Origin of the sequence: Paenibacillus sp. NPDC101420 (assembly GCF_050277435.1) — a bacterium.
Taxonomy (GTDB): domain Bacteria; phylum Bacillota; class Bacilli; order Paenibacillales; family Paenibacillaceae; genus Paenibacillus_AQ.
Genome location: NZ_JBNNSE010000003.1, coordinates 275,875 through 302,027 on the forward strand (window position 1 = coordinate 275,875; position 26,153 = coordinate 302,027).

Annotated in this window: 22 protein-coding genes; 13 read left to right on the plus strand and 9 right to left on the minus strand. The window is 45.5% G+C overall.

Annotated elements, in window-relative coordinates:
- Nucleotides 1-99 precede the first annotated feature (99 nt).
- Entirely contained in the window at nucleotides 100-1,491 is a 1,392-nt protein-coding gene (locus ACQKMP_RS16520; RefSeq protein WP_427469989.1) for an MATE family efflux transporter, read from the minus strand.
- A 263-nt stretch (nucleotides 1,492-1,754) separates the two neighbouring features.
- On the opposite strand from ACQKMP_RS16520, the gene hxlA reads away from it, so the two are divergent.
- The 3 genes from hxlA (at nucleotide 1,755) to ACQKMP_RS16535 (ending at nucleotide 3,415) form a co-directional block, all read left to right on the plus strand.
- Nucleotides 1,755-2,387 (plus strand): 3-hexulose-6-phosphate synthase, encoded by a 633-nt coding sequence (gene hxlA / locus ACQKMP_RS16525; RefSeq protein ID WP_339799330.1) that lies wholly within the window; start codon nucleotides 1,755-1,757, stop codon nucleotides 2,385-2,387.
- A gap of 7 nt (nucleotides 2,388-2,394) precedes the next feature.
- Entirely contained in the window at nucleotides 2,395-2,952 is a 558-nt protein-coding gene (hxlB, locus tag ACQKMP_RS16530; RefSeq protein ID WP_379424700.1) for a 6-phospho-3-hexuloisomerase, read from the plus strand.
- A gap of 85 nt (nucleotides 2,953-3,037) precedes the next feature.
- Nucleotides 3,038-3,415 (plus strand): winged helix-turn-helix transcriptional regulator, encoded by a 378-nt coding sequence (locus ACQKMP_RS16535; protein ID WP_036682121.1) that lies wholly within the window; start codon nucleotides 3,038-3,040, stop codon nucleotides 3,413-3,415.
- A 96-nt stretch (nucleotides 3,416-3,511) separates the two neighbouring features.
- On the opposite strand, the gene pepT is transcribed toward ACQKMP_RS16535, so the two are convergent.
- The 4 genes from pepT to ACQKMP_RS16555 form a co-directional block, all read right to left on the minus strand.
- Nucleotides 3,512-4,744, minus strand: coding sequence for a peptidase T (gene pepT, locus ACQKMP_RS16540; RefSeq protein ID WP_427469996.1), 1,233 nt, complete (start codon nucleotides 4,742-4,744; stop codon nucleotides 3,512-3,514).
- Between the two features lie 96 nt (nucleotides 4,745-4,840).
- The gene (locus ACQKMP_RS16545; protein ID WP_427469998.1) at nucleotides 4,841-5,494 is read right to left on the minus strand and encodes a sortase; all 654 of its coding nucleotides are present in this window, start codon (nucleotides 5,492-5,494) and stop codon (nucleotides 4,841-4,843) included.
- Between the two features lie 31 nt (nucleotides 5,495-5,525).
- The gene (locus tag ACQKMP_RS16550) at nucleotides 5,526-6,563 is read right to left on the minus strand and encodes a hypothetical protein (protein WP_427470000.1); all 1,038 of its coding nucleotides are present in this window, start codon (nucleotides 6,561-6,563) and stop codon (nucleotides 5,526-5,528) included.
- A 475-nt stretch (nucleotides 6,564-7,038) separates the two neighbouring features.
- Entirely contained in the window at nucleotides 7,039-8,052 is a 1,014-nt protein-coding gene (locus ACQKMP_RS16555; protein ID WP_339267762.1) for an LLM class flavin-dependent oxidoreductase, read from the minus strand.
- 256 nt (nucleotides 8,053-8,308) lie between these two features.
- On the opposite strand from ACQKMP_RS16555, the gene ACQKMP_RS16560 reads away from it, so the two are divergent.
- The 5 genes from ACQKMP_RS16560 (at nucleotide 8,309) to pgmB (ending at nucleotide 16,473) form a co-directional block, all read left to right on the plus strand.
- Complete coding sequence (locus ACQKMP_RS16560) at nucleotides 8,309-9,313, plus strand: LacI family DNA-binding transcriptional regulator (protein ID WP_427470002.1); 1,005 nt, start codon at nucleotides 8,309-8,311, stop codon at nucleotides 9,311-9,313.
- A 333-nt stretch (nucleotides 9,314-9,646) separates the two neighbouring features.
- Nucleotides 9,647-11,071, plus strand: a complete 1,425-nt coding sequence (locus ACQKMP_RS16565) for an ABC transporter substrate-binding protein (protein WP_076285069.1) — start codon at nucleotides 9,647-9,649, stop codon at nucleotides 11,069-11,071.
- A 142-nt stretch (nucleotides 11,072-11,213) separates the two neighbouring features.
- Nucleotides 11,214-12,302, plus strand: coding sequence for a carbohydrate ABC transporter permease (locus tag ACQKMP_RS16570; RefSeq protein WP_042194677.1), 1,089 nt, complete (start codon nucleotides 11,214-11,216; stop codon nucleotides 12,300-12,302).
- The gene (locus ACQKMP_RS16575) at nucleotides 12,302-13,393 is read left to right on the plus strand and encodes a carbohydrate ABC transporter permease (protein WP_094868352.1); all 1,092 of its coding nucleotides are present in this window, start codon (nucleotides 12,302-12,304) and stop codon (nucleotides 13,391-13,393) included. The genes ACQKMP_RS16570 and ACQKMP_RS16575 overlap by 1 nt, the downstream gene beginning before the upstream one ends.
- A 74-nt stretch (nucleotides 13,394-13,467) precedes the next feature.
- Nucleotides 13,468-16,473 (plus strand): beta-phosphoglucomutase, encoded by a 3,006-nt coding sequence (gene pgmB / locus ACQKMP_RS16580; protein WP_427470005.1) that lies wholly within the window; start codon nucleotides 13,468-13,470, stop codon nucleotides 16,471-16,473.
- Nucleotides 16,474-16,534: 61 nt separating this feature from the next.
- Here the strand turns inward: pgmB and ACQKMP_RS16585 are convergent, their stop codons facing one another.
- The 3 genes from ACQKMP_RS16585 to ACQKMP_RS16595 are packed head-to-tail and all read right to left on the minus strand — an operon-like array spanning nucleotide 16,535 to nucleotide 19,831.
- Nucleotides 16,535-17,926, minus strand: coding sequence for an aldehyde dehydrogenase (locus ACQKMP_RS16585; RefSeq protein WP_427470007.1), 1,392 nt, complete (start codon nucleotides 17,924-17,926; stop codon nucleotides 16,535-16,537).
- Between the two features lie 31 nt (nucleotides 17,927-17,957).
- Nucleotides 17,958-18,932 carry an aldo/keto reductase gene (locus ACQKMP_RS16590; protein WP_427470009.1) on the minus strand — a complete coding sequence of 325 codons (975 nt, stop codon included), beginning with the start codon at nucleotides 18,930-18,932 and terminating at the stop codon, nucleotides 17,958-17,960.
- A gap of 2 nt (nucleotides 18,933-18,934) precedes the next feature.
- Nucleotides 18,935-19,831, minus strand: a complete 897-nt coding sequence (locus ACQKMP_RS16595; protein WP_427470011.1) for a LysR family transcriptional regulator — start codon at nucleotides 19,829-19,831, stop codon at nucleotides 18,935-18,937.
- A gap of 96 nt (nucleotides 19,832-19,927) precedes the next feature.
- Between ACQKMP_RS16595 and ACQKMP_RS16600 the strand changes: the two genes are divergently transcribed.
- Complete coding sequence (locus ACQKMP_RS16600) at nucleotides 19,928-20,815, plus strand: DMT family transporter (protein ID WP_427470013.1); 888 nt, start codon at nucleotides 19,928-19,930, stop codon at nucleotides 20,813-20,815.
- 114 nt (nucleotides 20,816-20,929) lie between these two features.
- Here the strand turns inward: ACQKMP_RS16600 and ACQKMP_RS16605 are convergent, their stop codons facing one another.
- The gene (locus ACQKMP_RS16605; protein ID WP_427470015.1) at nucleotides 20,930-22,027 is read right to left on the minus strand and encodes an FUSC family protein; all 1,098 of its coding nucleotides are present in this window, start codon (nucleotides 22,025-22,027) and stop codon (nucleotides 20,930-20,932) included.
- Nucleotides 22,028-22,335: 308 nt separating this feature from the next.
- On the opposite strand from ACQKMP_RS16605, the gene ACQKMP_RS16610 reads away from it, so the two are divergent.
- The 4 genes from ACQKMP_RS16610 to ACQKMP_RS16625 are packed head-to-tail and all read left to right on the plus strand — an operon-like array spanning nucleotide 22,336 to nucleotide 26,140.
- On the plus strand, nucleotides 22,336-23,445 hold the full coding sequence (locus tag ACQKMP_RS16610; protein WP_042194671.1) for an ABC transporter ATP-binding protein: 1,110 nt from the start codon (nucleotides 22,336-22,338) through the stop codon (nucleotides 23,443-23,445).
- Nucleotides 23,435-24,247 (plus strand): ABC transporter permease, encoded by an 813-nt coding sequence (locus ACQKMP_RS16615; protein WP_042192705.1) that lies wholly within the window; start codon nucleotides 23,435-23,437, stop codon nucleotides 24,245-24,247. Before ACQKMP_RS16610 ends, ACQKMP_RS16615 begins: the two co-directional genes overlap by 11 nt.
- Complete coding sequence (locus ACQKMP_RS16620; RefSeq protein ID WP_042131492.1) at nucleotides 24,237-25,070, plus strand: ABC transporter permease; 834 nt, start codon at nucleotides 24,237-24,239, stop codon at nucleotides 25,068-25,070. Before ACQKMP_RS16615 ends, ACQKMP_RS16620 begins: the two co-directional genes overlap by 11 nt.
- Nucleotides 25,067-26,140, plus strand: a complete 1,074-nt coding sequence (locus tag ACQKMP_RS16625) for an ABC transporter substrate-binding protein (protein WP_076284904.1) — start codon at nucleotides 25,067-25,069, stop codon at nucleotides 26,138-26,140. The genes ACQKMP_RS16620 and ACQKMP_RS16625 overlap by 4 nt, the downstream gene beginning before the upstream one ends.
- The last annotated feature ends 13 nt before the right edge of the window (nucleotides 26,141-26,153 follow it).

Consider the following 26,153-nt stretch of genomic DNA (forward strand, 5'->3'; position numbering starts at 1 on the left):
ATCCTTCATTCATTCTAATATTTATGTAATCATGAAGCGACAAAAAAGGTGGACCCTTAAGATCTGGTATGACCTTAGAGAACCACCTAAATAAATTCGTTAATTTACAGCTGCAGGGGTAGTGGAAGGCACGCTGTGTTCTACATCATCGTGCTGAATCAGTCCATGTTTCTCCCAAGCTCGACTCTTCCAGCGGAAATACATAATGATAGCTCTTGTCCACTCATCAGCCGCAGTGGCAATCCACACACCAGCTAATCCTAGGTTAAGCTGGAATACCAGAAAATAGCCAAGGGGTAAGCTCATGCAGACCATGGAGATCAGTCCCATATATACTGGGAACTTCGCATCGCCCGAGGCGCGTAGTGAGTTAATGATGACCAAATTAGTTGTGCGCCCGGTCTCTAGGAAGAAACTAAGCAGTATAACCTGAGCCCCCATCAGAATAATGTTCTCGTTGTCTGTGAAGAGGCCGAATAGCGGTACCCGGAAGACGATCACAAGCACATCTATTACTACTGTGACCAGAAGTGCCCACTTCACACTGGTGAATACGCGCGTATAGGCCTCCTTGGGGCGCCTAGCTCCCACCAGATGTCCTACGATAATGGAGGTTCCCATGGAGACGGCTACACTGAATAAATAAATATAATTGGAAATGTTGAGCGCGTATTGACGAGTGGCCATAGCCTCGGCGCCCAGGTAGGTAATATACAGCGTGAATACGAGCTGACAAGATTGATAGATAATCGATTCAAACGCGGACGGGATGCCGATTTTGAGAATTTGCTGCACATATTTTTTGGAAAGATGAATGTAGTAGGTTAACTTCACCCGTACCTCCATCACTCTGTAGAGCAGTAAGAAGAAAATAATAAGACAGATAAACCGACTGACAACCGTTGAGATAGCTGCACCTTCGACACCTAACGCTGGAAGTCCAAAATGACCATAGATGAGTAAGTAGTTACCCACCACGTGTATGATGTTCATCAGCAAGGATACGACCATCGTCTGTTTAGTGAAACCGTGCGTACGGATTGTGGTCGCCAGAGCATTGATTAATGCTTGGAGAAAAATACCGCCGCCGACAATATGAATATAGGATTTAGCGTAAACGAGAATGTCCCCTTTTACATTCAGGGCAGTTAGTAGAGTTCCTCCGAATATCAGTAAAAACGTACTTAGGAGAATTCCTACTAACAGGTTTAGAGTAATGGCATTGCCGGTCACTTGAGCGGCTTCCAGAGGTTTTTTGGAACCGAGGTATTGGGAGACCACAATCGCTGCGCCGTTACCAATTACACTGAGAACTAAAATAGCCATCGCGATAATCTGATTCGCTGCGCCAACACCCGATACGGCATCGTCCGATACGGAGCTGATCATAAAAGTATCCACACTGCCCATGAGCATAAATAGGAACAGTTCCAGGAATATCGGCCAAGTTAGTTTTACAAGGTTAAATTCTTGGTGAGTATTGTGCTTCATTGTACACCTTCTTACATCATGATTAAATTGCTGTTATTCCATAAACAAACTGTAATGTTAGCACAGCTTTCATGAAAATGCAGTACTTTTACAAAAATATGACAAAAGGTTGTTAATGTCTGCAAAGATAAAGCTGGCAGCAGCACATTAGTATCCTCCAGGTAACTACATCACAATAAAGTGCCTACTTCCCTTAAAGGATGTAAGGATCTACAATTTGTACATGACTTACTAAAATATATTAACAAGGAGTGCAAATAAATATGAAATTGCAATTAGCATTGGATCTAGTGGATATTGCGGGAGCGAAAGAGATTGTCTCAGAGGTTGCTGAATATATAGATATCGTTGAAATTGGAACACCTATCGTTATTAATGAAGGCTTGCATGCGGTGAAAGCAATAAAGGAAGCTTTTCCTGCTTTGACAGTATTGGCTGATTTGAAAATCATGGATGCTGGTGGATATGAAGTGATGAAGGCGGCAGAAGCTGGTGCTGATATCGTTACTGTGCTTGGTGTATCTGATGATGCTACCATTCGGGGTGCGGTGGAGGAAGCTAAGAAGACGAATAGACAGATTCTGGTTGACCTGATCAATGTAAAAGATATTAAGTCAAGAGCGGCTGAAGTAGACGCACTTGGCGTAGACTATGTCTGCGTACACTCTGGATATGACCATCAGGCGGAAGGGAAAAATTCTTTTGCAGATTTGAATGCAATTAAAAGTGTGGTTAAACAGGCTAAAACCGCTATCGCTGGGGGTATCAAGCTAAGTACGCTTCCGGAAGTTATTGCAGCGAATCCTGATCTTGTTATCGTTGGCGGAGGCATTACGGGTGAGGCTGATCAAAAGGCCGCAGCGGCAGAGATGAAACGTCTAGTTAACCAGGCTTAAGATTACAATGGACACATTGAAATATGCGCAGCAGATTATAGAGGAGCTTCAGCGCTCCATTTCTCAGCTTGATCAGCAAGAGGCTGAACGAATGGCTGAACTGCTTCTTCAGTCGAATAAGATATTTGTGGCCGGGGCTGGTAGATCAGGATTGATGGGACGTGCTTTTGCAATGCGACTCATGCATGTCGGTAAAGAAGCGTACGTCGTGGGAGAAACGGTAACCCCGGGTATTGAGCCTGGTGATGTGCTTGTGCTCGGTTCCGGTTCGGGAGAGACGAAGGGGCTGATCTCTATGGCAGAGAAGGCCAAAGGAGTAGGTGCAGAGGTTATTGCCGTTACGATTGCGCCAGACTCGACCGTCGGACGTTTAGCGAGCTATGTAGTGAAGCTGCCGGGATCTACAAAAGATCAGACCAGCGGAGGCTACAGCACGATTCAGCCAATGGCTTCTTTATTCGAACAGACGATGTTAGTCTTTTACGATGCAGTGATTCTGCGGATGATGGAGAAGACGGGGCAGACGACTAAGCAGATGTTCGGCAAGCATGCTAATTTAGAGTGAGAGTACAGAAACGAATGCCTTCCTAGTAAGGAGGTTATTCGTTTTTGTGTTAGTATGACAACAGGAGAGAGGAGGCGCTTTAGTTATGGCAACCGAGATTAAAGATCGCATCAACTTGAAGGAAATTAACTGCGAGAAGGAACTGACGCTTGCGGTGATTGGAGGCAAATGGAAGCTGATAATCCTGTGGCATCTTGGGCTTGAAGGGACAAAGCGGTTCAGTGAGCTGAAGAAGTTAATTCCTCATATCACGCAAAAAATGTTGACCAATCAGCTTCGAGAGCTTGAAGAAGATCAGTTGGTTCTTCGGAAAGTGTATGCCGAGGTTCCTCCAAAAGTAGAGTATTCTCTGACTTCATATGGACAGAGTCTGCTTCCCGTCCTTCGATTGATGTATGATTGGGGTAAGAATTACGGGGAAAATGTGATCTGGAAAGACACGCCGCCGGAAGAAAGATGCTAATCGAATAGACTTTGAACATTAATAATCCCTGAGAGGTCTGAATCGACCTTTTCAGGGATTTTTTTGTGTTCAATATGGAGTGACGTGAATTACGATTTAGGCTTTTTGTTCGAACAGCTTGGCGATCTCGACGATTACGTTTACCGCTTTTTCCATGTTGTCAGCAGAGGCGTATTCGAATTTGCCGTGGAAATTTTCGCCCCCCGTGAAAATATTAGGTGTAGGTAAACCCATGTAGGAAAGCTGTGAGCCATCTGTTCCCCCGCGAATCGGGCGGATGATCGGTGTGATGTTCAGATTCTCCATCGCCTCATGGGCAATATCGACAATATGACGCACCGGTTCGATTTTTTCGCGCATGTTGTAATATTGGTCTTTCATTTCAAGCACGATGTTCTCTTCACCATGGATGCTCTTGAATTCATCTACGATGGCAGAAAGAAAGGCTTTACGTGCCTCGAATTTCTCGCGGTCGAAGTCACGAATGATATATTGAAGCTTGCTGAATTCCGGTGAGCCCTCTATGGAGCTAAGGTGGTAGAAGCCATCATAACCGTCTGTGAATTCTGGAGCTTCCTCAGAAGGGAGTCTAAGATGGAGCGCCATAGCGATTTTTGCGGAATGAATCATTTTTCCTTTGGCAGTACCAGGATGTACATTGACGCCGTAAACCGAGATTTTGGCTGATGCAGCATTAAAGCTTTCATACTCTAGTTCACCGAGTGGGCCTCCGTCCACAGTGTAAGCATAGGAAGCATTAAAAGCAGCTACGTCAAATTTATGAGGTCCGCGGCCAATTTCTTCATCCGGTGTGAAGGCGACTCTAATCTTGCCATGCTTGATTTCAGGATGCTGAAGAAGGTGATTCATAGCTGTCATAATCTCGGCAATACCGGCTTTATTGTCTGAGCCAAGCAGGGTGGTACCATCGGTTGTAATTAATGTATGACCTTTATATTCTGCCAGCTCTGGGAAGCTCGCTTTAGACAATACAACATTTAATTCTTTGTTCAGAAGAATATCTTTGCCATCGTAGTTCTCCACGATTTGTGGCTTTACATTCGTTCCTGTGAAATCAGTTGCTGTATCGAGATGCGCTAAAAAACCAATGGTCGGAACATCCTTCTCCGTATTGGCTGGGAGTGTAGCCATGACATATCCATGCTCGTCCACTTGCACTTCATCCATGCCGATCTCCTTGAGCTCTTCGACCAGCTTGTGGGCCAGCACCATCTGCCCCGGAGTGGACGGACAAGTTTCATTATCCTCGTTCGATTGGGTATCCATTTGAGCATACGAAATAAACCGTTCTATAACCTCTTTTTTCACTGTGGGTCATCTCCTCATTACTGTTGTATCTATATAGTATCACTTTCCATATCCGGTCTCATCCCTGAGGAGGAAGATTAAGAGTTAAGATTAGCTTTAATGAGGCGATATTTCTTGCTTCACTAGCTTCGCTGAAAGTAAATACCGGTCCGGTGCTGACCCCACGTATGAAAAAGGATAACAGGTGATCAAAGTAAGAATAGCCTTATCGCTTGGTTTTATTGCGCCGCGTTCAGTCCCGTCTACAATCGTGCTGCCTGTCACTTCATAGGTGAACGTACCGTCCATGCTTTCCAGTTCGATCAGATCTCCTGCGACAAGTTCTCCTAGATTGCGGAATACGGTATCACGGTGTCCAGCAAGCACGCTATTACCGATGGCGCCGATGGCTGCGCTACCTATATAGTGTCCAGCTCCTTTTTTTAATTCAGGGCTTTCCGTACCCTCCAGAATAGCCACCTTCTTATTTAAGGTGGGGAAGCGGATTTCTCCAATCACTTCACCCACTTTATAGGAGGGAGAAGAAGATGGTTGTTCTTTTGGAGAACTGACCATTCCCTTGGGGAGAGGGTTCTCTTCATTTGGAAGGGGGCGGGCGATAGCTTCCTCCCTCTTTTTTGCCCAATCATTTAGGGCCTGCTTGGCCTCGATGGGTGCTTTGACGACTTGGACGATCGAATAAATCAGCACAACTAAAGAGAGTATGAAGATTAGCTTCACGGTTAATAAGACACCATTACGCTTCTTCATACTCTCTCCTCCAGACTTATATTACTAAATGTTATTCTTTCTTCGATTTCAATCTGCGCATGATGATCACGCTGAGTACCGCAATAGCTAAGCTGGCCAGAATTAAGTTATACCAAGGCTCGGCGGTATTTGGAAGCTCGTTGCCTGCCTCTGGTGCTCCCAAAGGAATGTCGCCGTCAGGTAAGGCTACCTCATCGCTTGGCTGAGGTGTTGCACTGGTGGTTTGACTACCAGCACCTGGTGACGCTGCAGGTGTAGGCTCATTACTGCTTCCGCCCATTGGAATCGGTTCTTCAGTAACGCTTATTTCATCGACTGCAGGCGGTGAAGCCGTAGGTGAAAGCGATGGTGTTGCTGTTGGTGGCACTGACTGACCTGGTGTTACGACAGCTGTAGGTGAAGCAGTAGTCGTTGGTGAATCCGTAGGTGTTGTGGTTGGTGCAACCGTAGGTGACGGTGAGGCTTCAGGTGTAGCTGTTGGTGTTTCAGTAGGTGTTGTAGTAGGTTCAGTTGTTGCTGTTGCAGTTGCTGTAGGTGATGGATCAGGTGTAGGTGAAACCGTCGCTGTTGGCGTTGAAGTAGGCTCGGTGGTTGGACCTGGTTCTCCGGAAGCGGAGAATTCAAAAGCTACGGTTGTGGCCTTCCCTTGATATTCGTTGCCGGCTTCCCATGGGAAGGTTACATCCATTTGAATTACACTCTTCTCTCCTCCAGCAAGTGAACCGATGGTTACTCTGCCAGCAGCCTCACTCATCACTCCCGAATAGATGATTACTCCCTCTTTTTCGAGTGTCATTTGGAGAATATTGTACAACTCTACGTCTCCAGAGATGAATTTAAAGTCCACAAAGTAATCAAAGCCTTCTGTGCCATCATTAATAATCGTGTACTCTGAGCTCATTTCGTCACCGGGCTTCATATTGTTCATGGTGGCTGTGCTCGTGGTATGAGAATTCACAGTAAGCTTAATGGTATCCTGAGCGCTTACCCCTCCAGCGTGCCATATTACTCCTACCAGAATAATCAGAACGTAAGCAGCTATGAAGACTGAATGGTATTTCTTCTTCACTTTCTTTGCTCCTTTCTCCTGAGCCCATTGTAGCTGTTGAAAAACAAAATCTGCGGGCTTCCGGCAAAATCCTCCGTTTTAAACGATTATTCCATTCTACATTGTCGAAATAAGTGGTATTGTAAAGCACCACTCTTTCATTTGTGGGCGGAATCTTTCTGAATGAACGGAGAAAGAGGGCATAGCCAAAATACAAATCGTTCGTTATAGCGAATATATAAAGTATAATCAAAATGATATCCAAAGAAAAATGATGTATTACAACTAATTAGATCATATTTGCTTAAATAATAAGTATATGGTCTATTTATCTGTTGATTTCTCTCTATATCTCTTTATTTTTATGTTTTTTAATATCTTGGTAGTGTTTTATTAAGAACGGTTTCGAAAACAAAACAAAAAAGGCAAGACGCATATCTGAAACGGGAGAATTCCCGATACTCAGATAACGTCCTGCCTTGTTAAGACTGCAATCTTACAGTTCTTTCATAGCCTCAGCTACAATTTCATAGGAACGAAGACGAGCTTCATGATCATAAATCCCTGCGGAGATAATCAATTCATCTGCTTGTGTCTCTTTCAGAATGTCTTGAAGTCGTTCTTTAATTGCTGCTTTATCGCCAGAGAAAGAATAGCGCTGCTTATCGAGCATGATTGCTTTTTCTTGTACCGTCCATAGCCCATCCATACTCTCAACGGGTGGTTGTAACTTGCCTGTACGCCCGCGGATGATATTGAGGAACTGCTGCTGCTGCGAGGTAGCTAGCTTTCTTGCCTCATCTACAGTATCGGCTGCTGTAACCCCTAGTCCGACCATAACATAAGGTTTGTCTAGTACTTCTGATGGACGGAAATTACTGTGGTATATGTGCAGCGCCTGAAGTAAATACTCAGGTGCAAAATGGCTGGCAAAGGCAAAAGGCAACCCTAGCTTGGCTGCTAGCTCAGCACTAAAGCCGCTGGAGCCTAAGAGCCAGATGGGAACATTTAAGCCTTCCCCAGGAACCGCGCGTACTCCAGCTGGGCGCGATCCTGCTCCTGCAGGGTCGAAGTAAGCTCTTAGCTCACTTAGCTGCTCAGGGAATTCACTGCCATCGCTTCCGAGCCCGCGACGCAGCGCACGGGAAGCTGGTTGATCAGATCCGGGTGCTCTGCCCAGTCCAAGATCGATCCGTCCCGGATATAGAGATTCGAGAGTCCCGAACTGTTCGGCAATAACAAGTGGTGCGTGGTTGGATAGCATAATGCCACCAGAGCCAACACGTATGCTTTGGGTGCCACCAGCAATATGTCCGATCAAGAGTGAGGTAGCAGAGCTGGCAACTCCGATCATATTATGATGTTCAGCGAACCAATACCGATGATAGCCCCACTTCTCAGCGTTCCGAGCTAAATCTAGAGAGTTATGAAAAGAGTCTGCCGCGGTCCCTCCTTCCACAATAGAAGCCAGGTCCAGTACGGAGAATCGAATGTCACGAGGTTGTTTCAATGTTATCCCTCCTATAATAAATGCTCTATGCTCATAGAGCAGTATTTGTAGCTACGAATATCGCTACTCGGATAGTATACCATGTAATAAAACTATATACACACTTTAAGTAAGTTGTTTATCTTCCGAGTGAAGAAAGAGGAGGAGAAGATGAATTTTTTAAAATAATGTAAGCGCTTCAAAAATTATATTGTTATTTCCAATCGGGCTTGCTATAATCACATCGAAAAGTTCCCTAAAAAAGGAAGTTATCATTATGAAGCCAACCATAAGAGATGTTGCCAGAATGGCCGAGGTGTCGATTAGCACAGTGTCACGTGTTATGAATGCACCGAATTCGGTAGTGGAGAGCAAACGGAATCGAGTGATGGAGGCTGTAGAACGATTGCGGTATCAACCTAATTCATTTGCACGTGGTCTGATTTACAAGAAGTCCTTTACACTGGGCCTGCTTATTCCGGATATTGAGAACCTGTATTTCGCAGGGGTGATTCGGGGGATGCAGGATGCTTGCATCAAGCTTGGGTATAGTCTAATGATCTGCAATACGGACCGCGACAAAGAACGACTACTGTCCTATATTGATAACTTCCATGAGAAACAGGTGGATGGAATTGTATTCGCCAGTGATTTTCTTTACCCTGAGTATCATGACAAATTGGTCGGTTGTAGAATTCCATTTGTGCTAGTGTCGTCACATTCCGATGAGTTCGACATTCCAAGTGTGGAGGTGGATGATGAAGCGGCTGCCTATGATGCGGTAAAGTTCCTGATTGATTTAGGTCATAAAGACATTGGTATGATTGGTTTTAACCATGATAATTCGGTATCAGGACCACCACGCTATGAAGGGTTTGTAAGAGCACTAACAGAGTCAGAATTACAGCAGAATATTGTGAAGAGTAAATATGCCAGTCACCGGTTTGAACATGCTTATCAAGCTGCGCATGAACTATTTACAGATTACCCTGAACTAACTGCTGTTTTCTGTGTGGCTGATGAATTCGCGATGGGGACGATTTCTTATCTGAAGGATCGTAATATTCTTGTTCCGGGTCAGGTATCCGTGATTGGGTTTGATAATCTAAGGATGTCGGGTATGTTCATCCCGAAGCTAACTACGATTGCACAGCCAATTTACGAGTTAGGGTATCGCGCGGCTGAGAAGCTGCATGAATTGCTTACAACAGGTGAAGTGCAGGTATTGAATGAGAAGATGGAGCATAAGCTGATTGTGCGGGAATCTACACGAGAAAAATAGGGGTAGTTCACTTTTGTACCACCCTCTGAAAAGCTTTTCAAAATTCAGTGCTCGTCTTAAGCAACATTTGAATATTTGCTTAGACAATAAAAATAATTTTTACCAAAAACATTTCAAATACAGATTGGAAACGCTTACTTTATGTGATACTATAACAAATGTAAGCGCTACAATTAATTGGAATTTGTGATTCGATTCTTTTTTAGTATAGATCCTTAGATTCTGAAAAGCTTTGCAAGGAGGTGATCTGCTACAAGCTGCTTATACATGCCAGGGTACCGGATGATTGAGTCAGAAGCAATCTCTAAAACCATTAAAGGGGATGTACAAAAGATGAAGAAAACCTCAGGACGTAAAAAGTCATTGGCTTTAGTACTGTGTTTATCCTTCACTATGATGCTGAGCGCATGCGGCGGAGGCAATAACAACAATGCAGCGCCTACAGATCCACCTGCAGCGACTACCAGCCCAACAGCAGATAACACTGAGAAAGCTACAACTGCTCCTAGCACCGAGCCATCGGGATCTCCGCTAGAGCTAGCCATGAAGGGCGACTATAAAGGAACTAAAGTAACGATGTTCGGCCCCTTCGTAGATGCTGACCAAGTGAAATTTGAAAATAGTATTAAAGAGTTTGAAGAGAAGACAGGAATTGATATTCAATACGAGGGCTCAAAAGAGTTCGAAGCTACGATAAACATTCGAGTAGACGGTGGAAATGCTCCGGATATCGCTGATTTCCCGCAGCCGGGACTGCTAGCCTCGATTGCTAAGACTGGCAAGGTTATCGATTTAACTAACGTGCTGGATCAAGCCAAATTGACGGCTAATTACAACAAGAGCTGGCTTGATATGTCTAATATGGACGGGAAAGACGGCAAGATCATGGCGGGGATCTGGAACCGCAGTAACGTAAAGAGCTTGGTCTGGTATCCAAAAAAGCAATTTGATGAAGCAGGCTACAAGGTTCCTGAGACATGGGATGAGATGATGGCTCTGACGGAACAAATTGCGAAAGATGGTGATCCTGCTTGGGCTATTGGAATCGAGAGTGGTGCTGCAACAGGCTGGCCGGCAACAGACTGGGTAGAAAATATAATGCTGCGCACAACTACACCTGAGAACTACGATAAATGGGTAAAAGGTGAGCTGCCATTTACCTCTCCAGAAGTGAAGAATGCAGTTGAAACCATGTCGAAAATTTGGCTCAACAAGGATTATGTCTATGGTGGTGCAAAATCCATCGTGACGACATCGTTCGGGGATGCCCCAGCGCCAATGTTCAATAATCCTCCTAAAGCATGGTTTAATATGCTCGGCAACTTTATTACAAGCTTCTTCCCTGAAACCGCAAAGGTTGATGTAGATTATGATTGGTTCTACCTGCCGCCTATTGATCCTCAATATGGTAAACCAGTGCTAGTTGCTGGCGATATTTACGCGATGTTCAACGATCGTCCTGAAGTTCGTGCAGTTATGGAATTCTTTACTACAGGAGAATCCATTAAGAGCTGGGTGCAATCGGGCGGCGTAATTGCTCCAATGAATGATGCTTCCCTGGATTGGTATACCTCAGAATCCGATCGCCGGATGGCAAAGCTGGTTCAGGATGCTTCCACGCTGCGCTTTGATGGCTCTGACCTGATGCCGGGCAAAGTGGGCGCAGGTACCTTCTGGAAGGGTATGACCGACTACGTAAGTGGTACTGCGACGCTGGATCAGGCGTTGGAACAAATCCAGTCTGGCTGGAACAACTAACCTAATATTGAAAGCACACAGTTAAAAGAGGGGCAGCGAGATTTGAAGGTTCTCTGCCCCTCTTTTTGTTTTCCAAAGCGCGAGTATAGGAGGAGCTGGAGCTAATATGGGTGGACAATCACAACCACAACCACAACCACAAATGAAGCCACAATTGAAAGCCAAGCAGACGGTAAGCCTTAGGGCGGTATTGCTGTCTCTTTTAGTATTAATAGCCAATGTTGTTGTTAATGGCTCGATCTTTTTATTCTTTCGGGATTCCACGCTAAACCCGCTACTAACGGCGGTTCTGGCTGTTCTATGGGGGGTTCTGGGTGTTTATCTGATCTATTACACACTTACCTGGGCAGTCGAGCAATATCCTGATTACGTACGCCGAAAGGTATTGCCTTATATTTTTATTGGTCCGGCAGTGATTATATTGGGGTGGCTATTGGTGCTGCCTGCGCTGCGGACGCTGTATTTAAGCTTTTTCAATGCTTCTTCAGAGAAATTTGTGGGTCTCAGCAACTATGCAGCGATCTTTAGCGACCATCTAATGGCGACGGCACTGCGTAACAACTTACTTTGGGTATTCGTTGGTACACTGGCATGTGTAGCTTTTGGGCTCTTGATTGCAATTCTTGCCGACAGAAGCAGCTATGAGAAGCTAGCTAAATCGATCATTTTTATGCCGATGGCTATTTCTTTTGTAGCCGCAGGCGTTATTTGGAAGTTTGTATATTACTATCAACCCGGCGATGAACAAATTGGACTTTTGAACGCCATCGTTACTTATTTTGGGGGAGAACCACAGGCATGGACGAGTATGCTTCAGCCGTGGAATAACTTTTTCCTCATCATCATTCTGATCTGGATGCAGACCGGATTTGCGATGGTGATATTCTCGGCAGCTATTAAGGGAGTTCCTGACGACATATTGGAAGCTGCACGAGTAGATGGTGCTAATGAGGTGAAGATCTTCTTTGGAATCATGATCCCCTACATTTCAGCAACCATTCTGACTGTGACAACGACCATTATCGTCTTTACATTGAAAATATTTGACGTCGTCATGGTGATGACAGGAGGTCAATACGATACAGAGGTAGTGGCTACACAGTTTTACCGCCAATTCTTTATGTACCGGAATTTCGGTTACGGCTCCACGCTGGCTATTGTTCTGCTGATCGCGGTGTTGCCTGTGATCATAATCAATCTACGTCAGTTCCGTAAGCAAGGGGGATTCTAATGGCCGGGAAAAAGAAGAGAAAAGGCAGCAAGACGATTGTTAATATCGTGCTGGGTGTGATTTGTTTCATTTGGTTGCTTCCGACCCTTGGGCTGTTCATTTCCTCCTTCCGTCCGGCTGCCGATATTTTGCAGACTGGATGGTGGAAAGCTTTTCCTCATCAGGAGTGGAAGGCTGGAGAGACCCTTCAGCTATCTAAAGATGTGGATCTGCGGGAGCCGATCGAGGTGAATGGCAAAACCTATACAGATGAGCAGCTGAAGGCAGGCGTGAAGGCCGATGGCAGTCGTTTGATGTGGGAGAACCGCAGAGCGCGTACCATAAATCAACAGGAACAAGGCTGGAAAATGACACCGGATCTCACATTGGATAACTACAATAATGTGCTCTCGGGCAAGGAATACAAGCTCAAGCAAGCTGATGGCAGTGAAACGGTGCAAAAAGGCACCGGATTGTCGCAAGCCTTCTGGAATACACTGACGATTGCAGTTCCAGCAACGGTTATTCCGGTGTTGATTGCTTCTTTTGCCGCCTATGCTTTTGCTTGGCTGCGTTTTCCTGGGCGCCGAACACTCTTTGTCATCATTATCGCTATGCTCGTTATTCCAATACAAGTGGCACTTATTCCAGTGCTTAAAGATTATACGGCTCTTGGACTGAACGGAAGCTACTTGGGCATTTGGCTGGCGCATACGGCCTTTGGATTACCGCTGGTTACCTACTTTATGTATAACTTTATCAGTCAGCTTCCTAAGGATTTGTTTGAGTCAGCTTTTATGGATGGGGCGAGCCATTTCACTATTTTCAGTAGGCTGATTCTACCGTTATCTGTGCCCGCACTGGCTTCTATCGGAATCTTTCAATTCCTATGGGTGTGGAATGACTATTTAGTCTCGCTGATTTTTATCGGCAATCAACCGTCAGTGCAGGTCATGTCGATGAAGATCGCCGACTTAGTAGGCTCACGAGGCAACGACTGGCATTTACTCACCTCGGCTGCATTTATCTCCATGCTGATGCCGCTCGCGATTTTTTTCCTGCTGCAAAAGTATTTCGTCAGAGGGCTTATGGGTGGATCAATAAAAGGTTGATTTGAACATTGCAGGAATTATAAGGATAAAGTATAGCTAATTGAACAAAACTGTGTCAGGAGGAGCATAGAGAGATGAAGATGAAACCATACGTACATCCGGCTGCGGTGTATCCTTACCGGGAGTGGAGTCTTGATGAGGAGACTTATGATGAAGAGAACAATCAAAGAAGCGAAAGTGTATTTGCTCTGGGTAATGGATACATTGGCATGCGCGGTAATTTCGAGGAAGGCTACCATGGCCACTCGGGCTCATCTGTAATAGGGAACTACTTGAATGGATTTTTTGATTCCGAGCCTATTGTGTATCCAGAGGGAGCTTATGGGTATCCCTCCCGCAACCAAGCTATGCTGAACGTGACGGACGCCAAGAATATTGAACTCAGCATTGAGGGTCATACCTTTCAGTTGAACAGTGGGCAAGTGCACCGTTATGAACGGAAGCTGGATATGCGAAATGGGATCTTGCATCGGCAGGTAGAATGGGAATCTCCTGCCGGACACAGGGTACAGCTGAACATTCGTCGGATGGTGGCCATGCAGCATAAACATTTAGCGGCCATAGATTACGAGGTCAAGGCATTGAATTTTGAGGGAACCCTAACGTTCACTTCATCGATCGATGGTGAGATCCAAAGGCCGGAGGTCACGGATGACCCCAGGCTGGGATCAGGGAGTAAGGAACCCAATTTGCTGCTAGTCGAAACCGGTCATGAGCTCGAGCAGTCCTTTTTGTGGATGAAGCAGAGAACGCGGCATACCGGGTTTGCTCTTTTAACAGGGATAAGTCACAGTCTGAATTGTAGCGCTGGTTATGAAAGGCCCGTGCAGCTAGAAGATCAGCGATTGTCCATGCAATGGGTTGTTCCAGTGATAATGGGGGAAAGGATCTCCCTGACCAAGTACATTTCGTATCACACTTCTAAGGATTATGCAGAAGACGAGCTGTTAGGCAGGTGCTTAGAAGTGCAACACTTGGCGGAGAACTGTGGGTTTGAAGCGCTAGTTCATGAACAACGGGCTTTTCTGGATCAATTCTGGGCACATACCGATGTGGAGATTCAGGGCGATCTTGCGCTTCAACAGGGTATCCGTTTTAATGCTTTTCAATTGCTGCAATCCGTAGGACGTGACGGGGTTACGAACATCGGGGCCAAGGGCCTGACGGGTGAAGGATACGAAGGTCACTATTTCTGGGATACTGAGATGTATATGATACCCTTCTTTACATTTACACAGCCGGAGATTAGCCGGAAGCTACTTGAGTTTCGTTATGCTACGTTAGATAAGGCACGGGAACGGGCAGCAGTGATGTCTCAGAAGGGAGCACTGTATCCTTGGCGCACCATAGACGGGGCTGAGAACTCTTCCTATTTTCCGGCAGGAACAGCACAAATGCATATTAACGCGGATATTGCCTATGCCATTAAACAGTATGTGCGGGCAACTGGCGATTATGAGTTTCTGGTCCTGGAGGGGGCGGAAATGATATTCGAGACCTCCCGCTTTTGGGTGGATCTGGGTCATTTTAATCCGGCTAGGGAGGGTGCGTTCTGTATTGACGCAGTAACGGGTCCCGATGAGTATACAGCTATCGTTAACAATAATGCATACACTAATCTTATGGTGCGGGATCAACTCTATTATGCATATGAGATAGCCAGACTGTTAGGAAAGCAGTATCCGGAGCATTTTGAACGTCTGAAGGGCAAGATTGGTCTGACTGAGGAAGAGCCTGATGATTGGCTGGTCGCCGCAGAAAAAATGTATGTCCCTTTTGATGAGGAGCTTGGCATCTATGCTCAGGATGATACGTTTCTGACTAAGAAAAAGTGGGACTTTGAACATACGCCACCGGATAAATATCCACTTCTGCTTCATTACCATCCGTTGGTGATTTACCGTCATCAGGTGCTCAAACAGGCAGATCTGGTGATGGCCATGTTTCTGTTAGGTGATCATTTCAACTTGGCGGACAAGATCCGCAATTACAATTACTATGAGCCGCTAACGACACATGATTCTTCTTTGTCACCGTGCATTCACAGTATTATTTCTGCTGAGATTGGTGATTTAACGGGGGCGTACGCCTATTTTGACCGCACGGTACGGATGGATTTAGATGATATTAACCGCAATGTGAAGGACGGGCTGCATACTGCTGCTATGGCAGGATCTTGGCTGTCGATTGTGAATGGGTTTGGTGGGATGCGCTTATGTGGCGGTATGCTATCCTTTAATCCTGCCTTGCCAGCACAATGGGACAGCTATCGGTTTAAAATAACAAGCGGTGGGCATTTATTGGATATTTATGTTGATAGTAAGGTAGTGATCTATACACTACTGACAGGTGAAGTGGTTGAAATTCTACATAAAGGGAGCCTTGTGCAGTTAACTGTAAAGAAGCCGGTGTCTCTTTCAAATGTGAAGCAGCTTGAAGCTGTTATTTTCGAGCTGGACGGGATTATTACCGATTCTAGTGAGTATCATTATCTGGCCTGGAAAGCCTTAGCCGATGAGCTGGCGATTTCTTTTGATAGAGAGAAGCATGTACGTCTGAAGGGCCATAGTCGAATGGAATGTTTAGAGATTCTACTGGAGGGAAGCGGTCTGAATTTACCCCAACCGGTAAAAGGAATGCTCTGCAACAAAAAGAACGAAAAGTATAAACAGCTGATTCAACAAATGACACCGGATGATTTGCACCCGGGTATCCATAGTCTTCTGACCGATTTGAAGAAAAAGCGAATCCCTGTCGGACTGGCTTCCGTTAATGAGAATGCAATGCTGATTCTTGAACGATTGAAGATCGGGCGCTTGTTTCAGGCGATTGCTGACCCTAAAAACATCCGTATGGGCAAGCCAGATCCGGAAATTTATTTACAGGTTACCGAGATGCTGGGCATATCACCTGACTGCTGCGTAGCTATCGAAGATACAGCGGAGGGGATAGCTGCCATCAAAGCCGCTGGTATGAGGTCCGTTGGAGCCGGAAGTCCATCCTTGAAAGAGAGTGCTGAGCTCTGGTTTCCTTCTACCGCGGAGTTACATGTAGAGGAATTGGTGCAGCTGTTCAAATAATGAAAAGTGGTTCCTCTGAAAAGTATCAAGCCTCCCGGTCATGGGAGGCTTGTTGTTTTGTCTACTTCAATACTTTACGCACTAGCTTGATCTTATTCCCATAGGGTGGGTACACAATCCCAAGGTCGATTCGTGTGCCTCTCTTAACGATGCTTTTGCGGTGGGAAAAGACTTCAAAGCTGTGCTTCCCGTGATAACCGCCGATTCCAGAGTTGCCTACCCCACCAAACGGCAAGCTAGCGTTCGCCACATGCGAGATCGTATCATTGATGCAGCCTCCTCCGAAAGAGACTCGGGAAAGCACCTCTTGTTCAACATTTTTATCCTCTGTGAATAGATAAAGTGCAAGTGGTTTTGGGTGCTCGTTAATACTCCGGATAGCTTCATCCAATTGATGATATTCCAATATGGGTAGGATCGGACCGAAGATCTCATCTTCCATAGAAGCGTCAGTCCAAGCCGCAGGATAGATTAGTGTAGGTTCAATATAACGTTCTTCTGAAATGACGGTTCCGCCCAAAACCACCTTTTCCCGATCCCGTTCAATGAGACTGGCGAGTCTTTGCAGCTGGCGCTCATTTACGATCCGGCCATAATCTGTATTCAGCTGCGCATTTTGACCGTAGAATTCAGTAATCTGATGTTTGATTTTGGTGATCAATTCATTAGCAATGTCCTTATGAACGAGCAAATAATCGGGGGCGATACAGGTTTGACCGGCATTTAATAATTTTCCCCATACGATTCGCTTCGCTGCAACATCAAGATTGGCTGATGTGTCGACAATGACCGGACTTTTCCCGCCAAGCTCCAAGGTTACAGGCACTAGATTCTTCGCAGCGGCTTCCATCACGATTTTACCGACCGGAACACTGCCCGTGAAGAAAATATAATCAAACTTGGCATGGATCAGCAGATTGGTGGTCTCTTTCTCCCCCTGAACTACGCGAATATACTGGGGTTCGAAGGTCTCCTGAATGAGCTGCTCTATAACAGCCGTAATGGCTGGTGTGCTCTCCGATGGCTTGAGGACAGCGCAGTTTCCAGCGGCAATGGCGCCTATAAGCGGTTCGATCAGCAACTGAAATGGATAATTAAAAGGACCTATAATGAGCGCGGTACCGTAAGGTTCACTTAAGATATAACTCTTCGCAGGAAATAAGTGCAGTGGTGATCTAACCTTTACGGGCTTCGCCCAACGTCTGAGATGTTTCATCATGTAACCTAGGCTGTCCAAGGTGAAGCCGATTTCTGTGGCATAAGCCTCGAACTCACTTTTTCCTAAATCCTGTTGTAAGGCAGTGATAATACGACTCTCGTATCGTTTAATACTGTCTTTAAGTTTCTGAATCTGACTAAGCCGAAAGGCAACCTCTTTAGTTGCGCCACGATTAAAAAAGTCCTTATGCTCTTCAAGCATCGCTTGAATGCTAGCCGTTGTATGTGTTGTCATAATACTCCCCTCCTTCATTGTAATAGCTAGATTATGGGAGCCGATAAAAAGCGAAAGGCTCGCCAAAGCGGAAGGAATCACTTGCCTCATCCAGCTTGCTCACTGTTTCTTCGTTAAGCTGAATGGAGGTGCTATGCAAATTCTGTTCCAGCTGCTCCACGCGTGTAGCCCCCACAATAACTGTCGAGACGGCAGGACGATTCATGAGCCAAGCTAAGGAAAGTGCAGTAGAAGAGGTTCCCAGTTCTTCAGCGATCTGCCCCACTTTGTTCCCCAGTTCGATCCGTTCATGATTCAGGAATCTTTTGAAATTAGGATCGGTATCTGCTCTGGACCCTGAAGGTGCGGAACCGTTTGAATTATATTTGCCTGTGAGAATCCCGCCCGCCAGTGGAAAATAAGGAATAATCCCTACACCTTGATCAAGACAAAGGGAGAGAAGCTCATTCTCCGGGGTCCGATCTGCTAAGGAATAGCTACACTGAATTGAAATATATTTGGCGAAGCTCCGTGCCTCACTAATTCCAATCGCCTTCATTAATTGCCATGCTGTATAGTTGGAAGCCCCGATATAGCGTACTTTGCCCGAAGATACCATATCGTCCAAGGTCCGTAACGTCTCTTCAAGTGGCGTATTGGGATCGAAGGTGTGAATCTGGTATAGATCGACATAGTCCGTTTTTAGGCGGCGAAGACTATCTTCTAATTCCTGCATCAAATGGTGCCTCGAGGAGCCGCTTCCGTTAGGTCCGTCATGCTTAACTAAGCCTGCTTTAGTGGCGAGAACGGCCTCATGTCTTCTACTTTCCAAGGCCAAACCGATGATTCGCTCAGATTCGGAGCCGGCGTAAATATTAGCGGTATCGATAAAGTTAATGCCATGATCCAGCGCAGTATGTACGATCTGAATGGAGGTCTCTTGATCTGCCCTTTTACCAAAAGCGTTTGTGCCCAGTCCCAATGCGGATACTTGTAGTCCGCTATTTCCAAGTCTTTTAAAGTTCATCTTCAGCACTCCTCATCATCCATTTTTTTAGGCTTAGTAAAAAGATCCAGAGCTGTCTCCATGAACATCTTTACAGCTATGGAAGTATCGGTAAGCGAGCTGACTGCGATATGTATATCTCTGTAGGCGTCAGGCTGCAGTTCACGGGTTACTACATTTGGAGGTAAAGATAACAAAGATAGCTCAGACATCACACCTACAGCCAGCCCCTCTTGAACCATATTAAGAGCTGTTGCATAGTTATTAACCACATATTTTACATTCAGATAGCTGCTGCTTCTGCGGAATAAATCTACCACCGGTGGTTCATAACCAGCTTTACAGATCAGCATAGGCTCACCCGCTAATTCTCTCACACCTATGACAGATCGTTTATGCAAGGGATGGTCATCTCTGATTACAGCGTACAGCTTTTCTCTATATAGTGGGATGGTTTCGAACGCCTCGCAAGGAGCGAGCAATAAGCCAACATCAATTTCTTTGGATTCCAGCCATTCTCTGACTTCGGCGATAGAGCCCTCCTGCAGGCTAATCGTAATATTCGGATATCTTTCAGTGATAGAGCTAATAATCTTCGGTAAAAAATAGGCAGAAGCCACTGGAAAAGCCCCAATTCGAATGCTTCCCTTCTCAAGCCCCCTCTCGGCGGAAATCTCCTGATTGACCTTATCAAAGCCCATTAGAATTTCACGAAAAATAACAAGGATACGCTTGCCGATGTCAGTAAGCATTAGACCGTTCCGTCGATCTCGGAGTAATAGCTTTACATCCAGTTCGGCTTCTAAAGAGGAAATTGCTCGACTGACAGCAGGTTGGGTCATATTCAGTTCTACACCAGCTTTGGTAAAACTACCGCTTTCCGCGATTTTGACGAACAAACGAATTTGATTATTGTTCATAACAAATATGATATGCCCCTTATGAGTATTATTCATTTCATTTATATTCTTAATTATTGTATCATTTGTGATGAATCTACACCAAGGAGTGAATACATGAATCAGCAGAAGAAAAGCATCATCCTTCTTATATTTTTGGTGATTGTATGGGGCATAAATTGGCCTATATCCAAAATCGCCTTAGACTACGCTCCGCCCTTATTATTTGCAGGTATCCGAACCGTCATCGGCGGATTCATTCTGATTCTAATTGCACTTCCTAAGATGAAGGAGCTTCGCTTCAAGCAGCTATGGCCGATCTATCTGACTTCGGCTATATTAAGTATCGTGTTTTATTATGGATTTCAGACGATTGGCTTGCAGTATGTACCCGCAGGATTATTCTCGTCCATTGTATTTCTGCAGCCGGTATTGCTGGGCATTTTTTCATGGCTGTGGTTAGGAGAGAGTATGTACGGGCTCAAAATGGCAGGTCTGTTGCTAGGGTTCATCGGAGTAGGCTCCCTCAGTATTGGAGGACTTAACGGAAGCATCTCTATATGGGGAATTGTGCTTGCTTTAGCCAGTGCTTTGAGCTGGGCATTAGGAACGGTATATATGAAACGAAATGCTGTGCGCGTGGATATGCTATGGATGACCGCTATGCAAATAACGATCGGTGGTATCATTTTGCTGCTTTCGGGATCTGCTACAGAGAAGTGGTCGGATATCACCTGGAGTGGAACGTTTATAGCCGATACACTGTTTATTGCAGTCTTTGTGATTGCTTTAGGCTGGTTGATCTATTTCAAGCTGATTAACGAGGGAGAGGCAGGGAAGGTCGGATCATTCACTTTTTTGATTCCACTGATCTCGATAGGTACTAGCGTAGTCTTTTTAAATGAGCAGATTACTTTGAATCTTGTGATTGGCCTACTGCTTATTGTTAGTAGCATTGTTCTGGTGAACGTGAGGATCGGGCGTGCCGCGAAGCAGTCGGCTTAGTTAATTTATGTGGTGATTGTAGTAATCAGGGGCGTATGAGGGCATATTGATGAATAGGCAAGCATAAACGCCTTCGGCATCCTTATATTTGAACAAAAGGGACACTCCCGAAGCTTATAGCTTCTGGGAGAGTCCCTTTTTAATAAAACGTAAAGCGCGTGCGACTTCAGCCGTTGAGGGCCGAGTGGCTACAACATAAGTAGCAGATTTAGCCCGCTCTACTTCCTCCAACACCCGGTTTAAGTGACTGAAGACCGCACCAAGATCACGAATGCTTGATAGCGAACAATTGCCTTGTAGTTCAGAGAAACTTGCCAGTTGCAGGTCTCGAGCGCGTTGTATGCAATCGGCAAGAGAACGTTGGCATTCCGCGTCTGATAACGTTCTGGTTCCATAAAGAGCAATGCAATCTGCGGTTGATTCCAGCACATCCTTCATCCAGTCCGAAGAGGCGTGATGCGCTGGCAGAAGACGAATATCGTCGGCGATTTCTTTGACGTAGGAATGAATGCTTTTTAGATGTGAGGTAGCCTGTATGAGTCCCTTCAGTTCACCACGGCACTGATAATGTGTGAGGGTATAGAACATTTCTTTTTGTTCCCGGCTGCTATTCGACAGGAGTTTACCTGCTTCCTCCAGCAAATCGTCTTTCGGAGAATCACGTCTTACGCCTACGAGATCTTTTAAAGCATCCACAAGTAGAAGACTTCCTTCGAATGCCAATGCTTTTACCTTGACGAACCTGTTCGGCGGCACGATAATCATATTGATGGCCAGAGCGATCAGCACACCAATGAACGTTTCCCCTATTCTCCAAAGCACGTAGTCATTCTGGTAAAAGGTAAGAGCTAGAACGGAAGTAACACCCACCTGTGAGACAGCTTGAATGTTCATCTTACAGGCCGTAGCGATGCCAATCCCGATGAGTAGAATGAGCAGGATAGAAAGCCCACCTACATCAAAAAACTGGCCAACAATTAGGCTAACGATCCCGCCAAGAATAATGCCGATCAGGCGGTAGATTCCTTTTTCTAGCGATGCTTTAACACTGGCTTGGGTGATGAGGATAGCCGCAAGGGGTGCAAAGTATAAATATTGGCTACCATATATGCTGTGTACGGCGACCCATGAAAGTGAAGCGGCCAGCGTAATTCGTATCATGTAAAGTGAGAAACCATATTTTTCAAGGCGGTCTTGTAACCCCTCGTTCATTATCATTCATCTTCTTTCGGAAAAAAATGAAAAAAACTGTCTGGTCTTTCAGTTCGTTTTCATTATAACACCTTAAAAAAGGCTTGGAGGACTGGATATTTTACAAAGTTGTTAAGTTTACGCATTCCTTATCCATGTAAGCTATCGCATATAATGGTACAATCTAATATGCTATATCTATTGGAGTGTCGAATGAGAGGAGGAATTGTCGCTTATTAGCGCTGAGCATGCCCATTCGATTGTTCTCCGCGAGATGCGGGTAAAATAGTATTGTGATACTTTAGGCAGGGAGGTTGTTAGCTATAGCTATTCAGGAAGGCACCATTATTTCATTTGAAGAGGTTACCAAGCAATATGACGACGAAGATCCGGTGTTAAAAGGAGTCAGCTTTGAGATAGAGCGCGGCAAATTCTATACACTACTTGGTCCATCAGGCTGTGGTAAAACGACTATTCTACGATTGATCGCTGGGTTCGCAGAGCCAACAAGCGGTTCTATCTATTTAAACGGTAAAGTGATCAACCACATTCCAGCCAATGAGCGGCAGGTCAATACGGTATTTCAGGATTACGCATTGTTTCCACACCTGAACGTATTCGAGAATGTGGCTTTCGGACTGCGCATTAAGAAGCTTAAGAAAGATGTCATCACGAAGAAGGTGCAGGAAGCGCTAAGTTTCGTTAACCTTGTGGGTTACGAGCAGCGTGCCATTAACGAAATGTCTGGTGGTCAACGTCAGCGCGTGGCCATTGCTCGTGCGATTGTGAATGAGCCGCAGGTTCTTTTGCTGGACGAGCCGCTATCTGCGCTCGATCTGAAGCTGCGAACAGAGATGCAGTACATACTGCGTGAAATGCAGCAACGACTTGGCATTACCTTTATTTTTGTTACACATGACCAGGAAGAGGCACTCGCAATGTCCGACTGGATTTTTGTCATGAACAAAGGAAAAATCGAACAAAGCGGAACACCTAATGATATCTATGATGAGCCAATTAACCGTTTCGTGGCTGATTTTATTGGCGAGTCCAACATTGTTCCGGGTGTTATGATTGAAGACTATCTGGTGGAGTTTAACGGGCGCCGCTTTGAATGTTTTGATGCTGGTCTTAAACCAAACGAATCTGTGGAGATTGTTATACGCCCCGAGGATTTGGAAATTTCAACACTGGAACAGGGTAAGCTACGTGTGCGAGTGGATTCCCAGTTGTTCCGGGGTGTCCACTATGAAATCAGTTGTTATGATGAATCCGGACATGAATGGCTTGTGCATTCTACACGTAAGGCGACGGTAGGTAGTGAAATTGGCCTTTATTTTGATCCGGAAGCGATTCATGTTATGCGTTTTGGTGAAACGGAGGAAGAGTTCGACAAACGTCTGGAAGCTTACGGCGAGGTGGAGAGTCATGAAGAATAAGGGCAGATCGTATTATCTCATCCCTTATTACCTGTGGATCGCCTTGTTTGTAATCGCACCAGTGCTGCTTGTCATCTATTATTCTCTATTTGATCTGGATGGGCATCTTACGCTAGATAACTACGTGAACTTCTTTACACCTGTGTACTTAAAAATGACGCTGACCTCATTCTGGTATGCGTTTTTGATTACAGCATTCTCTTTGCTGGTCGCCTATCCGGCGGCATATCTGTTGACGAGAACGAAGCATAAGCAGCTATGGTTATTGCTGATTATTTTACCAACATGGATTAATTTGCTGCTAAAAACTTACGCTTTTATCGGCATATTTGGTACGTTCGGACCAATCAACAATTTCTTTGATCTGCTTGGAATCGGAGAACAGCAAATTTTGTTTACGGGCTTCAGTTTTGTATTTGTATCTGTGTATATCTTTATCCCATTCATGATCTTGCCGATCTACAGCGCTTTGGAGGATCTTAATTTATCCTTGCTGGATGCGGCACGTGATCTGGGTGCTTCAGGCTGGACGACGTTCCGGCGCGTTATTTTTCCATTGACCATTTCGGGTGTACGTTCCGGTTGTATGGCGGTATTCATACCAGCGCTGTCCCTGTTTATGATTACTCGTCTGATTGCAGGCAACAGGGTCATTACACTCGGTACTGCGATTGAGCAGCATTTTCTGGTCACACAGGACTGGGGCATGGGCTCCACGGTCGCAGTGTTTCTGATTGCTATTATGGCGCTGTTCATGATTATTACTGGCGGATCGCGGAAAGGGGTGCGGAATGAGAAATAAAAACGGGTTCTCTAATCTGTACCTAGTGCTAGTGTTCGCTGTTCTGTATGCGCCAATCTTCTATCTGATGTACTATTCGTTCAACAGCGGGGGGACGATGCACAAGTTCGAGGGCTTTACGCTGGATTACTACCGTGAGGTCCTTCAGGATACACGTCTGATTATCATCATGATTAACACGCTTGTAATCGCGCTTTTGTCCTCGGCTATCGCCACGCTTATCGCTATTATTGGTGCATTGGCCATTAAGAGTGTACAGAACCGCCGTGCTAAAAACACCTTGTTATCTCTGAACAACGTGTTGATCGTTAGTCCGGATGTCATTATCGGTGCATCGTTCCTGATCCTGTTCACCATTGCAGGCATCAAGCTTGGCTTCGTGTCCGTCCTGCTTTCGCATGTCGCGTTCAGTGTGCCGATTGCCGTGTTGATGATTCTACCGCATTTACAGGATATGAGTCCTTCACTGACGGATGCCGCACGTGACCTCGGCGCAAGCCGCAAGGATGTTCTGACTAAGGTTATTCTGCCGATTATCAAACCGGGGATCTTTAGTGGATTCTTCATGGCACTTACGTATTCACTGGATGACTTTGCAGTTACGTTCTTCGTAACGGGTAATGGTTATTCGACGCTATCGGTTGAGATTTATTCCAGAGCTCGGCAAGGGGTGTCGTTATCCATTAATGCGCTATCGACATTGATCTTCCTGTTCACGATACTGCTCGTTGTGGGTTATTACTTCCTGACCCTTAAGAAGAACCGTCAGAATACCTCGGAAGCTGTGGCGGAGCCAGTGGCGGAAGCGGGGGTGCCTAGATGAAACAGCTGGTAAATGCTTTTCTGGCGATCATGATCACGGCATTTGCTCTAATGTACTTGGGCTCCTGGATGAACTCGAGAGAGGGCTATTCCGGTGGGAATACACTGACTATCTATAACTGGGGCGACTATGTCGATCCTGATCTGTTGAAGGAATTTGAAAAAGAGACCGGATTAACGGTCATTTACCAAACTTTTGACTCTAATGAAGCTATGCTAACTAAAGTGGAGCAGGGTGGAACTACTTTTGATGTCGTAATTCCTTCGGATTACGCCATTGCCAAGATGAAAGAAGAAAATTTGCTCATACCGCTGGATCATAGCAAGGTTCCGAATCTAAAGAATATTGATCCGCGGTTTATGGACCTTTCCTTCGATCCTGGCAACAAGTATTCCGTGCCTTACTTCTGGGGAACCGTCGGAATTATCTTCAATCCGGAGATGACCAAAGGGATGGATTTCACCAGCTGGGATTCCCTCTGGGACAGCAGGCTGAAGAACAACATTTTCTTGGTGGATGGAGCACGTGAAGTGATGGGTATGGCTTTGAACAGCCTGCACTATTCCGTTAATGACCGGGATGAGGCTCACCTGCAAGAAGCGCTGACCAAGCTGAATAGGCTGTCTCCTAACGTTAAGGCGATTGTCGGAGATGAGATCAAGATGCTGCTTGCCAATGAAGAGGCTGCTGTTGGGATTGTGTGGTCCGGTGATGCTTCTGAGATCATGGATGAGAATGATAAACTGGATTATGTAGTGCCTGAGGAAGGCTCGAACAAGTGGTTTGATAACATGGTCATTCCACGAACTGCGGATAATGTGGATGGAGCTCATAAGTTCATTAACTTCATGCTTCGCCCAGATGTAGCGGCTAAGAATGCAGAATACGTAGGTTATTCCACACCTAACATCCCTGCGCTGGAGCTACTTCCGAAGGAAACTTCCGAGGATACCCGTTTCTACCCGCCTGCTGAGATTACGGATCGGCTTGAGGTGTATGATAATCTTGGAAAACGGATGCTTGCTCATTACAATGAGCTCTTCCTGAAGTTTAAGATGAATAAAAAGTAAGTCGTTTGGAGGT